The 13,144-nt window shown below is 68.7% G+C and carries 15 protein-coding genes; 4 read left to right on the top strand and 11 right to left on the bottom strand.

Annotated features, from left to right (window positions below; translation table 11 throughout):
• Window positions 1–35: 35 nt before the first annotated feature.
• The 3 genes from PV766_RS00495 to PV766_RS00485 are packed head-to-tail and all read right to left on the bottom strand — an operon-like array spanning window position 36 to window position 1,840.
• Window positions 36–527, bottom strand: coding sequence for a CinA family protein (locus tag PV766_RS00495; protein ID WP_129977109.1), 492 nt, complete (start codon window positions 525–527; stop codon window positions 36–38).
• On the bottom strand, window positions 517–1,293 hold the full coding sequence (locus PV766_RS00490; RefSeq protein ID WP_421096223.1) for a pyrimidine reductase family protein: 777 nt from the start codon (window positions 1,291–1,293) through the stop codon (window positions 517–519). Before PV766_RS00490 ends, PV766_RS00495 begins: the two co-directional genes overlap by 11 nt.
• A 37-nt stretch (window positions 1,294–1,330) precedes the next feature.
• Complete coding sequence (locus PV766_RS00485; protein ID WP_129977107.1) at window positions 1,331–1,840, bottom strand: flavin reductase family protein; 510 nt, start codon at window positions 1,838–1,840, stop codon at window positions 1,331–1,333.
• 99 nt (window positions 1,841–1,939) lie between these two features.
• On the opposite strand from PV766_RS00485, the gene PV766_RS00480 reads away from it, so the two are divergent.
• Genes PV766_RS00480 through PV766_RS00470 form a run of 3 tightly spaced genes read left to right on the top strand, consistent with a single transcriptional unit; the run spans window position 1,940 to window position 3,722 of the window.
• Complete coding sequence (locus PV766_RS00480; protein WP_421096222.1) at window positions 1,940–3,061, top strand: YihY/virulence factor BrkB family protein; 1,122 nt, start codon at window positions 1,940–1,942, stop codon at window positions 3,059–3,061.
• Window positions 3,058–3,483, top strand: a complete 426-nt coding sequence (locus PV766_RS00475; protein WP_421096221.1) for a phage holin family protein — start codon at window positions 3,058–3,060, stop codon at window positions 3,481–3,483. Before PV766_RS00480 ends, PV766_RS00475 begins: the two co-directional genes overlap by 4 nt.
• On the top strand, window positions 3,480–3,722 hold the full coding sequence (locus PV766_RS00470) for a DUF3618 domain-containing protein (RefSeq protein ID WP_421096220.1): 243 nt from the start codon (window positions 3,480–3,482) through the stop codon (window positions 3,720–3,722). The genes PV766_RS00475 and PV766_RS00470 overlap by 4 nt, the downstream gene beginning before the upstream one ends.
• 83 nt (window positions 3,723–3,805) lie before the next feature.
• On the opposite strand, the gene PV766_RS00465 is transcribed toward PV766_RS00470, so the two are convergent.
• Window positions 3,806–5,698, bottom strand: a complete 1,893-nt coding sequence (locus PV766_RS00465; RefSeq protein WP_421096219.1) for a propionyl-CoA synthetase — start codon at window positions 5,696–5,698, stop codon at window positions 3,806–3,808.
• A gap of 130 nt (window positions 5,699–5,828) precedes the next feature.
• On the opposite strand from PV766_RS00465, the gene PV766_RS00460 reads away from it, so the two are divergent.
• Window positions 5,829–6,503 carry a GOLPH3/VPS74 family protein gene (locus PV766_RS00460; protein WP_421096218.1) on the top strand — a complete coding sequence of 225 codons (675 nt, stop codon included), beginning with the start codon at window positions 5,829–5,831 and terminating at the stop codon, window positions 6,501–6,503.
• A gap of 16 nt (window positions 6,504–6,519) precedes the next feature.
• Here PV766_RS00460 and PV766_RS00455 read toward each other — a convergent pair whose 3' ends face one another.
• From PV766_RS00455 to PV766_RS00425, 7 genes are all read right to left on the bottom strand, one after another.
• Window positions 6,520–8,025: a carboxyl transferase domain-containing protein gene (locus PV766_RS00455; RefSeq protein ID WP_129977101.1), complete on the bottom strand. Its 1,506-nt coding sequence runs from the start codon at window positions 8,023–8,025 to the stop codon at window positions 6,520–6,522.
• A gap of 119 nt (window positions 8,026–8,144) precedes the next feature.
• Window positions 8,145–9,338 carry an ABC transporter permease gene (locus PV766_RS00450; protein WP_129977100.1) on the bottom strand — a complete coding sequence of 398 codons (1,194 nt, stop codon included), beginning with the start codon at window positions 9,336–9,338 and terminating at the stop codon, window positions 8,145–8,147.
• Window positions 9,335–10,225 (bottom strand): ABC transporter ATP-binding protein, encoded by an 891-nt coding sequence (locus PV766_RS00445; RefSeq protein WP_064064760.1) that lies wholly within the window; start codon window positions 10,223–10,225, stop codon window positions 9,335–9,337. Before PV766_RS00445 ends, PV766_RS00450 begins: the two co-directional genes overlap by 4 nt.
• A complete protein-coding gene (locus PV766_RS00440) occupies window positions 10,222–10,758 on the bottom strand; it encodes a hypothetical protein (RefSeq protein ID WP_421096217.1) in 537 nt (178 codons plus the stop codon). Before PV766_RS00440 ends, PV766_RS00445 begins: the two co-directional genes overlap by 4 nt.
• Complete coding sequence (locus PV766_RS00435; RefSeq protein WP_016934131.1) at window positions 10,758–11,030, bottom strand: helix-turn-helix transcriptional regulator; 273 nt, start codon at window positions 11,028–11,030, stop codon at window positions 10,758–10,760. Before PV766_RS00435 ends, PV766_RS00440 begins: the two co-directional genes overlap by 1 nt.
• A 69-nt stretch (window positions 11,031–11,099) precedes the next feature.
• Window positions 11,100–11,474, bottom strand: coding sequence for an RNA-binding S4 domain-containing protein (locus tag PV766_RS00430; protein ID WP_016934130.1), 375 nt, complete (start codon window positions 11,472–11,474; stop codon window positions 11,100–11,102).
• Window positions 11,475–13,112: an ABC-F family ATP-binding cassette domain-containing protein gene (locus PV766_RS00425; protein WP_421096216.1), complete on the bottom strand. Its 1,638-nt coding sequence runs from the start codon at window positions 13,110–13,112 to the stop codon at window positions 11,475–11,477.
• Window positions 13,113–13,144: the final 32 nt, after the last annotated feature.

Raw genomic sequence — 13,144 nt, 5'->3', positions numbered from 1 at the left:
GGTAGGTCCCGCAGGCAGGGGACCGCATCCGATTTTCAGGCGGATGCCCGCTCCACGAGCAACGACAGCGCGTGACGCACCGTCTGTGCGAGCACCTTCTCCGGGTCACCGTCGAAGTGCTGCTCCTCGCTGCGAGTTCCGTCCGGACCGGTCGTCGCGAAACAGACCGTGCCCGGCGGACGGCCGTCCTGCGGATCGGGTCCGCCGGCTCCGCTCACGGCGACGACGATCTCGGCTCCCAGGAGGCGGGAGGTGCTCTCCGCCATCGTGCGCGCCGCGGTCTCGCTGACCACCGGACCTTCGGGTACGTCCAGCAGGCCGTACTTGACCTCGCGCGAGTACGCGACGATGCCGCCGCGGAACCAGTCGGAGCTGCCCTTCGCGGCACCCAGGCGGGCTGCGAGCGTGCCGGCGGTGAGCGACTCCGCGCAGCCGAGCGTCAATTCCTTGTCGGAGGCGAGCTGGGCCAACTGCTCGATCAGCTCGTCGGAGGTGTCCGTCCCCTCCACCACATCGTCATCGGCCATGCGTGTCTCCTTCCAGAGCATCGGTCCGCACCCAGCGGGTGAGCAGGGTGCCGTCGTCGTCGCACACCAGGTGCGCACGTCGCAGGGGGGTCAGGGCAGCCGTCGGTGCGTGCGCGATGCGCCCGGCGTTACCGGCGGCCAGGACCGGCGCCCAGGTCAGACACAGCTCGTCGACAACGCCGTCCTCGATCATGCGGCCGAACAGGCTGGGCCCGCCCTCGCACAGCACGCGGAGCCATCCTGCCTCGCCGATCGCGGCGAGCAAGGAGGGTCCGTCGATCACCGCGTCGGCGATGACGCGTACCTCGCCACCGGCGGCCTCGACCGCGCGCCGGGCGCTCTCGGGGGCACGTGCGGTCGTGAACACCACGGGCGGGATCGTCGTATCGGTGAACAGACGCAGGTCGGGTGGCAGGTCGCACGAGGCGGTCACCACCGCGACCGGGGGTGTCGGAGCCAGTCCGGCCTCCTGCCGCCGCGCCCGCAGGGCCTCGCTCGTCCGGGCGCCACCGTAGTTCTCGGCGCGCACCGTGCCCGCACCCACGAGGATCACGTCGGCGAGCTCGCGCAACAGCCCGAAGACCTTCTTGTCGGAAGGGGAACCCAGGGTGCCCGACCGTCCTTCGACCGCCACGGCGCCGTCGAGCGAGGACACGAAGTTGATCCGCAGCCACGGCCGGGACAGGTCGTCGGGATAGGCGTAGAGGGCGCGCAGCGTCGTGTCGTCCACGTGCTGCGCCGCAGGGGTGCCGTCGAGTCGTCGCATGTCGCCGATCAGATCACTTGTGCTCTACGGATGCACGTCACGCGCCGTGCCCGGCTTCGAGATCGCCCACGGACGCGAAGGTCATGAGGCGGTCCAGGTCGCCGCGGAGCTCGCCGCGTTCGGGTTCGAGGAGGAAGCCTCCGTGGTCACCGGTCGTGAACGTCTCCAGGATCCGGCCGACGAACCAGGCCCGCGGGCCGTCGAGCACGGGCAGGCCGTACGGTCCCTCCCGCCACGAGCAGCGGTCGAACTTGTCGATGTCGTCACCGGTGTGCTCACCGAACAGCGCCGCCAGTTCGCGATCGGCCGGGGTCAGGACGTGTACCGCGAGATGCTTCGCCTTCGACGCCACCCGGTACGTCCGGTTCTTGTCCGACAGTGCCACGAGGAAGCGCGCCGGATCGATCGCGGACTGCGTCGCGAATCCGATCAGGCAGCCGCTGCGTTCCTCACCGTCGAATGCGGTGACGATGAACATCGGGTAGTCGAGCTGCGAGGCGATGTCGGCGAAACCGTCGGCGGATCCTTCGAGTGGGATGTCGGGCATGAGCCGAATCGTACGGCCGTCGCGCCGCTGGGGCGGCGCGTTCGGTCTCGGTGCGGTTGTGAGTTTGGTCCGTGTGCGACCGCGGGTATCCGCCGCAGTATGGATGCCGAGCACAGACGTGACGGGTCATCGGGTGCCACCCTCGCACCCGACGATCCGCGCAAACCCGACTCTCCGACCGATTTGTCCAAACCGTCGTGGAAGTATGTGCTGCGCAGGACGATTCGAGAGTTCAGTCGGGATCAGTGCACCGATCTCGCCGCCGCGCTGACCTACTACGCCGTCCTGTCGCTGTTCCCGGCCCTGCTCGTCGTGGTCTCGTTGCTCGGTGTGTTCGGCCAGGGGCAGACGACGGTGGATGCCGTGCTCGGCATGGTCGAGGATCTCGGTCCGTCCTCCGCCGTCGATACGCTCCGAGGGCCGATCGAACAGCTCGTCGCCGCACCGACAGCCGGATTCGCCCTGGTCGTCGGTATTCTCGGCGCACTGTGGTCGGCATCGGGATATGTCGGCGCCTTCGGCCGCGCCATGAACCGGATCTACGAGATCGAAGAGGGGCGGCCCGTCTGGAAACTGCGTCCGCTGATGCTGCTGATCACCGCAGTGGCCCTGGTGGCCGCGGGCGCCACCGCCCTGATGCTCGTGATCAGTGGTCCGGTGGCACGGACGATCGGCGACGTCATCGGCCTCGGCGACACCGCTGTGACGGTGTGGAACATCGTCAAGTGGCCCGTGATGCTCGCGCTGGTGGTCATGATCGTCGCGGTGCTGTACTACGCGACACCCAATGTGTCCCAGCCGAAATTCCGCTGGGTCAGCCTCGGATCACTCATCGCGATCCTGGTGTGGATCGTGGCCTCGGTGGGATTCGCCTTCTACGTCTCGAATTTCGGCAGCTACAACAAGACCTACGGATCCCTCGCCGGCGCAGTGATCTTCCTGCTGTGGTTGTGGATCACCAACCTGGCCCTGTTGTTCGGTGCCGAGTTCGACGCCGAGATGGAGCGAGGCCGCCAGCTACAGGCCGGTATGCCCGCCGAGAAGACACTGCAACTGCCCGAACGTGATTCACGCGCGAGCGAGAAGAACGCCGCCAAGCTCGAGGAACTCGTCGAGCACGGGCGGAAACTGCGTGAAGCCCACAGCGTGGACAACTCCTCCGAGGAGGCGACCGACTCCGTGGACCCTCCCCGACCCCCGACAGAAAGGAGTCCGCGATGACGACGCCCGGCGGCAATGCGCGTCCCGTGGCCGAACAACCGAAGAACCTGTCCACGGTCGAACTCACCGAGCGGCTCACCGAACAGGTGTCGACCCTGGTCCGGACCGAGGTCTCCCACGCGCTCAAGGAGGTCAAGTCCAAGGGCACCCGTATCGGTGTGGGCGTGGGTATCTCGGGTGCGGGAGCGATCCTGCTGTTCCTGGGACTGGCGACGCTGATCGCGACAGCCGTGCTCGGCCTCGCCACGGCCGTCGAGCCGTGGCTCGCCGCCCTCATCGTCGCGCTAGTGGTGCTCGTCGTCGGAGGCATCCTCGCGGCGGTCGGTGCCTCGAAGGCGAAGAACGCCGCACCCCCCGTACCGGAACGCACGGTTGCCAGTGTCCGCGCCGACATCGACGCCGCGAAGGGAGCAACGAAGTGACCGCATCGGACAACGATGGGCGTCCGGAGGACGTGGCCGACATCGAACGTCAACGGGCCGAACTCGCCGCGACCGTCGGCGAACTCACCGACAGACTCGACGTGCCCACCCGGGTCAAGCAGTCCGCGGCCGAACGGGCCCAGGAAGTCCGCAACCGGCCCGATCTGATCGCGGTGGCCGGCGGGGTCATCGCGGCCGTGCTCGTGCTGATGGTCGTGAGGCGCCGACGACGGAAGTGACGTAGGCGTACTCCAGCGGACGGATACTCGTGTTCTGCACCGAGTATCCGTCCGCTGCCGTGTACACCCTCCGTGGCGTGCCGTCAGCCGCCGAGTTGCTGCTTCAGCGCGTCGAGCACCGCCGGATCCTCGATCGTCGACGGCACGGTGTACTCCTCGTGGTCGGCGATCTGCCGCATCGTCTTGCGCAGGATCTTGCCGGAGCGTGTCTTCGGGAGAGCCTGGACCACCGTCACATCGCGGAAGGTCGCGACCGCGCCGATCTGGTCGCGGACCATCGCGACGAGCTCTCGGCGCAGGGTCTCGGGATCGATCTCCACGCCCGCCTTGAGCACTACATAACCCGACGGGCGCTGACCCTTGAGTTCGTCGCGGATGCCCACCACCGCGCATTCGGCGACGGCAGGATGTCCGGCCACCACGGCCTCCATGCTGCCGGTCGAGAGCCGGTGCCCGGCAACGTTGATCACGTCGTCGGAGCGGCCGAGGACGAAGACGTAGCCGTCCTCGTCGATGTACCCGGAATCGCCGGTGAGGTAGTAACCGGGGAATGTGTCGAGGTACGAGCGGCGGTAACGATCCTCGTCCTGCCACAGGCCGGCCAGGGTGCCCGGCGGCAACGGCAGCCGGACGACGATGTTGCCCTCGGTGTTCGGATCGACGAGCCCGCCCTCGCCGTCGACGATCTCGACCCGGTATCCCGGAACGGGGACGGTCGGGGAGCCGGCCTTGAGCGGCATCGCCTCGAGGCCGCGCAGATTGGCGGCGATCGCCCAGCCCGTCTCGGTCTGCCACCAGTGGTCGACCACCGGACGGTCGAGCACCTTCGTCGCCCAGTGGTAGGTGTCGGGGTCGAGGCGTTCACCGGCGGCGAAGAGCGTCCGCAACGAGTCGATGGGGTACTTCTTCAGCTCCTCGGCGTTCGGATCCGCCTTGCGCACCGCCCGAATCGCGGTGGGGGCGGTGAACAACGCCTTGACGCCGTTCTCGGCGATGATCCGCCAGAACGCGCCCGCATCGGGTGTGCCGACGGGCTTGCCCTCGTACATCACCGTCGTCGCGCCCACCAGCAGCGGACCGTAGACGATGTAGGAGTGGCCGACCACCCAGCCCACATCGGAAGCGGTCCACCACACGTCGCCCGGGTCGATGTCGTAGATGTTGTGCATCGACCAGGTCAGAGCTACGGCGTGCCCGCCGTTGTCGCGCACCACGCCCTTGGGCTTCCCGGTGGTGCCGGAGGTGTAGAGGATGTAGAGCGGGTCGGTCGCCGCGACAGTCACGGGCTCGGCGGGAGCGGCGTCGGCGCAGAGCTCGTCCCAGTCGAACCACGCCGCGGAGGAGGTCTGGTAGTCGGCCGCCGAACCGGGGATCTGCTCACGATCCTTGACGATCACGGTGTGCGGCGGCGTGGGGGACAGACCGATCGCCTGCTCGACGATCGGCAGGTACTCGATGGTGCGGCCCGGTTCGAGACCACCGGAGGCCGTGACCAGCACGACCGGCTTCGCGTCGTCGATGCGGGTCGCGAGTTCCTTCGCGGCGAACCCACCGAAGACCACCGAGTGCACCGCCCCGATACGGGCGCAGGCGAGCATCGCGATCGCGGCCTCGGGGATCATCGGCATGTAGACGATCACGCGGTCGCCGGCCACGACACCCTGGTCGCGCAGCACCCCGGCGAACGTCGCGACTCGGTCGAGCAACTCTGCGTAGGTGTAGGTGCGCTTCGCGGGTACCATCGCCGAATCCCAGATCAGCGCCGGGCGATCGCCGTGCCCCGCGCGCACGTGCCGGTCGAGCGCGTTGACGCTGGTGTTCAGGGTGCCGTCCGGGAACCACCTGTACGACGGTGCCGCCGAGTCGTCGAGAGCTCGCGTCGGCGCGCTCTCCCACTCGACCGCCTGGGCGGCCTCGAGCCAGAATCCCTCGGGATCCTCGGTGCTCCGGCGGAACGCCTCCTCGTACGAGCCCATCGCTTGTGTCCTTCCTCGACGGTAGTTGTGGACCGAACCACTCTATGGGACCTGCGGTGGGGCGACCTCGTGTCTGCGTCGGACGGACACGATCGCGCGACGAGCGGGCGAAGTGCCTACCCTGACTCGCATGACCTCGATAGCGGAAGACCTTCTGCTCCTGCTGCTCGACGACGAATCGGGGAAGCCGCTCGTCGACGGAGTGAAGTTGCCCCGTGTTCTCGCGGGTGCGGTGCTCGTCGAACTCGCCCTCGACGACGTGGTGGCGGTCGACACCGAGGGGAAGCAGGTGAGAAAGGGTCGGATCGTGATACGCACCGAGGCGCGACCCGCCGACCCGATCCTCGCCGAGGCGGTCGAACGGCTCCGCTCGGGCAGGCCGGTGAAGCCGACGGTGGCCATCGAGAAACTGCAGAAGGGCCTCCAGGAGAAGCTTCTCGCACGGGTCGTCGAGCAGGGCTCGGTCTCGGAGGAGCGCGGGAAGATACTCGGTGTCTTTCCGACGAAGAAGTGGCCCGCGAGCGATTCCGGCCACGAGGAGCGCGTCCGTGGCCCGATCCGCGCGGCGTTGATCGACGGCCTGACCCCGGACCCACGCACCGCGGCCCTGATCGCGCTGCTGTCGGCGGCGGATGCGGCGCCGAAGGTGTTCCCGGAGGCCGACAAGCGGGCGGTGAAGAAGCGGGCGAAGGAGATCGCGCAGGGCGAGTGGGCGGCCGAGGCGGTGCGCGACGCCGTCGCATCGGTCAACGCGGCGATGATGACGGCCATCGCTGCGGGTGGAGCGGTGGCGGGTTCGAGCTGATCCGGATCGCGCCGGGTCAGGAGGGCACGCCGAGCTTCCGATACCGCTCGATCCGTCGCCGGTACCGTTCCTCCGCGGGTTCGTCGGTGAGGACGGCGAGTTCGCGCGCGACCGCCGCGCCGACCCGCTTGACGAACGAGACGGGTTCCTCGGTGGCGTCGGGGTGCTCGGGGACGACCGCGTCGACCACACCGTTGCGCAGCAGGTCGCGGGAGCGGATCCCTTGATCCTGCGCCATCCCCGGGGCGTGGGTGGTGTCGCGGTGCACGATGGCGCTGGCGCCTTCGGGTGGGAGCGGTGCGAGCCAGCCGTGCTGCGCGCACAACACCCGGTCGGCGGGCAGCAGGGCGAGCGCACCTCCTCCGGTGCCCTGGCCGAGCAGCACCGACACCGTCGGGGTGGGCAGAGTGACGAGATCGGCGAGGCAGCGGGCGATCTCGGGTGCCAGCCCGCGCTCCTCGGCCTCCTTCGACAGCGAGGCGCCCAGGGTGTCGATGACGAGCACCAGCGGCAGGCGCAGTTCGTCCGCCAGCCGCATCGCGCGCCGGGCTTCGCGCAGCGCACCCGGCCCCATCGTGCGTTCGGGCGACTGTCCCGCGCGGTCCTGGCCGAACATCACGCACGAGACGCCGCGGAACCGGGCGAGCGAGAGCAGCACGGTGCGGTCGGACTCGCCCTGCCCCGTTCCGGACAGGGGTACCTGTGCGGAGGCGGCGTGCCGCAGCAATTGCCGGATGCCGGGTCGTTCGGGACGTCGGCTGAGCATCACCGACTGCCAGGCCGGGATGTCGGGGACGTCGTCGACGGCGGTGATCGCCGGACTCGCTGCCACCTCGGGCCGGTTCGGCTCGACCAGCACGCGCAGCAGCCGGTGCACCACCTGCCGCACACCGCCGAGGGGCACGACCCCGTCGATCACGCCCTTGCGGTACAGGTTCTCCGCCGTCTGCACGTCTTCCGGGAAGTCCTCCTGATAGAGCGCCTTGTAGACGCGCGGGCCGAGGAAACCGACGAGCGCGCCGGGTTCGGCGGCGGTGACGTGCCCGAGCGACCCCCACGACGCGAACACGCCACCGGTCGTCGGATTGCGCAGGTACACGAGATAGCCGAGATGGGCGGCCTTGTGGGCAGCGACGGCGGCGGCGATCTTCACCATCTGCACGAAGGCGAGGGTGCCTTCCTGCATGCGGGTGCCGCCCGAGGTGGGGGACGCGAGCAGGGGCAGTCCCTCGGCCGTCGCGCGTTCGACGGCGGCAACGATACGTTCGGCGGCGGCGACACCGATAGAGCCTGCGAGGAAGGAGAATTCGCACACGATCAGCGCGACGCGCCGGCCGTGGACGGTGCCCGAACCGGTGAGCACGGATTCGTCGACACCCGACTTCTCGGCGGCCCTGCCCAGATCGGCGAGGTACTTCTCACCGGCCCCGACGTCGATGGGCGGAACGTCCCAGGAGGCGAAACTGCCCGGGTCGAGCACCTTGTCGATGAACTCCTGCGCCGAGATCCTGCCACCGGCCACGTTGCCTCCACCTGTCCTCGTCGGTCGAAGGTCAACCTATACCGACGCGAACGAGGGGGAGAATATGTGCGGCGTCTTGCGAGAAACCGCACATATTCTCCCCCTCGAAGCGGGATCGGCTATCGGCCGAGCGCTTCCTTCCACGTGACCGTCCGGCCGATGCGCAGGATCGACCGCTGGTAGATGCGCGCGGCGATCACGCTGAGCACTCCGATGGCGATCACCATGAGCACGATGGTGCCGACGATCTGCACCGGCGTGGCAACACCCGCGGCGATGCGCAGGGGCATGAGGATCGCCGAGAACGGCGGGATCCAGCTCAGCGTGGTGCTCCATCCGGCCTCGGGGTCGTCGACCGACGAGAAGGCCGCGAAGAACATCGCAAGGATGAGGAACACCAGCGGGCCCGAGGTGGAGTTGACGTCCTCCTGCCGAGACACCATCGATCCCGCCGCCGCGTAGAGCACGGCGAAGAACGCGAAACCGAGGACGAACCAGCCGAGCGTGCCGGCGAGAACCCCGAGGGCGGTGCCGGTGATCGTGAGGGTGCCGGTGGCGAGTGCGGTGCCGACACCGACCGCGCCGTAGGCGGTGAGCTGCAGGAGCCCCACCGCGCCGATGCCGAGGATCTTGCCCCACAGCAACTGCAGCGGCCGCAGGGTCGACAGCAGCAGTTCGACGACCCGCGACGACTTCTCCTCGACGACACCCATCGCGACGTACATGCCGAACATCAGGATCTGCATGTACAGCAGGACCACGGCGATGATCGAGAGGATGATGCGTTGTCCCTGTTCGGGATCCGGCGGGTCGAGGGCGTCGACGGTCACGGTCGCCGCGGCCACGTCGGCCGCGACCGCAGCGGGATCGACACCGCGATCGGTCAGTGCGGCGACCTGGGCCTGCTGCACGACCGCGGCCTCGACGACAGCCCGGACGTCGGTGTCGAGTTCCGATTCGGTGATCGCCGTGACGGACGCACCGTCGCCGGGCACGAGGGCGACGTCGAGATCGCCGGAGGACACCCGGTCGCGCGCGGTGGCGGCATCCGGAACCTCGGAGACCTCGAGCGGGGTGCCGACGGTCTCACCGAGCGACTCGATCGTCGTCTGCAGAGCGGGTGCACCCACGACTCCGACGGTGGGTCGATCCTCGCCGCCGCCGGACAGGATCGAGGTGGCGACGATGCCGACGACGATCGCGACGAGGATGATCGCGTTGCTGATCAGGAAGCTCTTCTTCCGGACCTGCGTGACGAACTCGCGCGACGCGACGAGACCGACCGCTCGGGCGTTGCTCAACGGGGCGCTCATGCGGACACCACCTCTCGGAACAGCTCGGTCAGGGACGGGCGCCGGAGCGAGAACTCGTGGACGGGGCCGGTGGCCAGGGCGGCCTTGAGGATCAGCTGGTCGTCGGCACCGGGGGTGACGGTGAGCACGGTGCGCTCGTCCTCGTACTCGGCGTGGGTGACTCCCGGCAGACCGTCCGCCCAGCCGCGGGGTGCCTGCGGCGCGTGGACGACGAGAAGCGCGTCGCCGCCGGCGCGCAGGTCGTCGACGGTGCCGACGGCGCGCATCCTGCCCGCGCCGATGATGCCCACCCGGTCGCACAGGCGCTGGACCAGGTCGAGCTGGTGACTCGAGAACACCACCGGCACACCCTCTTTCGCCTTCTCCACGAGGACGTCGCTCATGACGTCCACGGCTACCGGGTCGAGTCCGGAGAACGGCTCGTCGAGCACGAGCACCTTCGGGTCGTGCACGAGGGCGGCGGCGAGCTGCACGCGCTGCTGGTTGCCGAGCGACAGGGCATCGACGGTGTCGCCGAGGCGTTCGGCGATGCCGAGCCGCTCGGTCCACCGCTGCACCGCCTCCGTCGCCTCCGTTTTCGAGAGTCCGTGCAGCCGAGCGAGATAGGCCAGTTGCTTGCCGACCTTCATCTTCGGGTACAGGCCGCGTTCCTCGGGCATGTACCCGATGTTGCGGCGCATCTCGAGGTCGACGGGCCGCCCGTCGATGCGGACCTCGCCGGCGTCGGCGGCCAGGACGCCGAGCGCGATCCGCATGGTGGTGGTCTTGCCCGCTCCGTTGCTGCCGACGAAGCCGAACAACTCACCGGGGCGGACTTCGAAGCTCACGCCGTCGAGGGCGATCTTGTCGCCGTAGCGTTTCGAGAGAGTGTCGATCGTCAGTGTCACAGCACGTCCTCCGGGTCGTCGTCGGGGCGGGTCCAGGCGAGCAGAACAGCGGGCAGGCAGCCGCTGAACAGTATCGAGGCGAGAGCGAATCCGCCTGCCGAGTAGGCGAGCGCCCGATGGTCGATCGACGCGATCGAGGCGCTCCACAGCAGCGCGAAGATCGGCAGCATCAGCAGCCCCTGTGCCACGGACAGACCGATCGAACGGGCGCTGTTGCGCTCGGCGATCTCACGTTCGTCGAGCGCGTGACGCGGAGCGTCGGATTGACGTCCCGACACGATCTGCAGGCACGTCCACGTGGGCAGGAAGATCAGCGCGACCGGCAACCAGACGATCGCTGCCCACATCGTGAAGTACGACGCGATGGCGGTGACGAACATCAGCGCGATCAATGCCACGACCGCGCCGGCGAGGATGCGCCGGCGGCGTCGGGTGCGCCAGTTCGGCATCCATCCCGCAGTGATCTCCTCGTTCTTCAGGAACCGGCGGGTGCGGTAGTCCTCGTAGCGGTCGAGCAGCGATTCGGTGGTCATCAGGCCTCCTTCCGAGGCTTGTACAGCTCCGTCGACAACGGCGTGAACTCGGTGCGGGAGAAGACGGCTTCGACCGGCAGCCCGAACACGTCGCAGATGCGGAAGGCGAGATCGAGACTCGGATAGTGGTCGCCACGTTCGAGTGCGCCGACGGTCTGCGGGTTCACGTCGATGAGCGCGGCCAGTTGTGCGCGGCTCATGCCACGCTCCGCGCGCAGGACGCGGATGCGGTTGTAGATGGGAAGCGTTTCCCCACGGCGTACCGGACTCATGGAACAAAGTGTTGGGAAAACACAACAGTTTGTCAACTGCTGAAGACGACTGCCTGCTCAGCGGGTTGTTCAGTCGTCGTCGACTCCGCGAAGCCGATCGAGCTCACGGCGCTCCTTCTTCGTCGGGCGACCCGCTCCGCGGTCCCGGCGGGGAAGCGCGGCGAGGATCTCCTTCGGCGGAGGCGGGGGACTGTGGTCGATGTAGGCGGTGGCGGCGATCGGTGCGCCCACCCGCTTGTTCACGAGCTGGGTGACCTCGACGATCTTCTCCGTGCCGTGGGCACGCACACGGACCTCGGCGCCGAGCGTCACCGGTGTCGACGGTTTGGCCGTCACACCATCGACGCGGACGTGCCCGGCGCGGCACGCACTCGCCGCGGCGGATCGGGTCTTGAACAACCGGACCGACCACGTCCAACTGTCCACCCGCACGCTTCCACCCATCTACAGCAACTCCTCACTCAGCGTCCCGCCGTCGAGCATCCATCGACGCGTGGTCCGCGTGGTCTCCAGCATGCGGCGATCGTGCGTGATCAGCAGCAGGGTGCCCTCGAAACTGTCGACGGCCTGCTCGAGTTGCTCGATCGCCGGCAGATCGAGGTGGTTGGTCGGTTCGTCCAGCACCAGCAGATTGACGCCGCGGGCCTGCAGCAGCGCGAGCCCGGCGCGGGTGCGTTCGCCCGGTGACAGCGACGACGCCGTGCGCAGGACGTGGTGCCCCTTGAGGGCGAACTTCGCCAGCAGGGTCCGGACCTCGGCGTCCGGCCACTCGGGCACGTTGCGCCCGAACGCCTCGACCAGCGGTTCGTCGCCCTCGAACAGGCTGCGGGCCTGATCGATCTCACCCACCAGCACACCCGACCCGAGCGACGCGCGCCCGGAATCCGGTGCGATCGTGCCGAGCAGCAACCGCAGCAACGTGGATTTCCCCGCGCCGTTCGGGCCGGTGACGACGATGCGGTCGCCCCACTCGACCTGCGTGGTGATCGGGCCGAGGACGAAGTCTCCCCGCCGGACGACGGCGTCGTCGAGGGTCGCGACCACCGTGCCGCTGCGTGGGGCGGCGGCGATGGACATGCGCAGTTCCCATTCCTTGCGCGGTTCCTCGACGACGTCGAGTCGCTCGATGCGCCGCTGTGTCTGCCGGGCCTTCGCCGCCTGCTTCTCGGTGGCCTCCGCGCGGTGCTTGCGCCCGATCTTGTCGTTGTCCTTGGACTTGCGACGCGCGTTGCGCACACCGTGCTCGAGCCAGTTCCGCTGCATCCGAGCGCGTTCCTCGAGCTGGGTCTTCGTGTCGGCGTATTCCTCGAACTGCTCACGGGCGTGCCGGCGCGCCACCTCACGCTCGACGAGATACGCCTCGTACCCGCCCTCGTACACCGAGATCTGCTGCTGCACGGGATCGAGTTCGACGATGCCCGTCACCGTGCGCGCGAGGAATTCGCGGTCGTGGCTGACGACCACCAACGCCGTGCGTGTCTCGTCCACGAACCGTTCGAGCCGTTCGAGCCCGGCCAGATCGAGGTCGTTCGTCGGCTCGTCGAGCAGCAGGACGTCGTAGCGCGACAGCAGCAGTGCCGCCAGCCCGGCGCGGGCGGCCTGGCCACCGGAGAGCGCCGTCATCGGAGCGTCGAGGCCCGCTTCCAGGCCGAGGTCGTCGATCACCTTTTCGGCACGCTCGGCGAGGTCGGCCCCGCCGAGCGCCAGCCACCGTTCGAGCGCCGGGGTGTACTCGTCCTCGTCGGAGTCGCCGAGTCGCTCGGCAGCGGCGTTCATGACGTGTTCTGCCGCCGCGACACCCGTGCGACGTGCGAGGAAACCGAGGATCGTCTCGCCCGGCACCCGTTCGGGTTCCTGGGCGAGATAGCCGATGGTGGCGTCGGGCGGGCTCAGTATCACGGAGCCCGTCACGTCGGCGTCCCCCATCCCCGCGAGGGTTGTGAGCAGCGTCGATTTTCCGGCGCCGTTCGCCCCCACCAGGCCGATCACATCGCCGGGTGCGACGGTGAGATCGAGTCCGTCGAACAGGACACGTTCCCCGCGGGAGGCCGACAGGCCGTTGATACGAAGTGTTGCGCTCACGCACCGAGTATCCCGGGTGCGACGAGTCCGAG

The sequence above is a fragment of the Rhodococcus sp. As11 genome (assembly GCF_048957735.1).
Lineage (GTDB): Bacteria > Actinomycetota > Actinomycetes > Mycobacteriales > Mycobacteriaceae > Rhodococcus > Rhodococcus gordoniae.
Note: the sequence above shows the minus strand (reverse complement) of the source record. Positions and strands in the feature narration are given on the sequence as shown.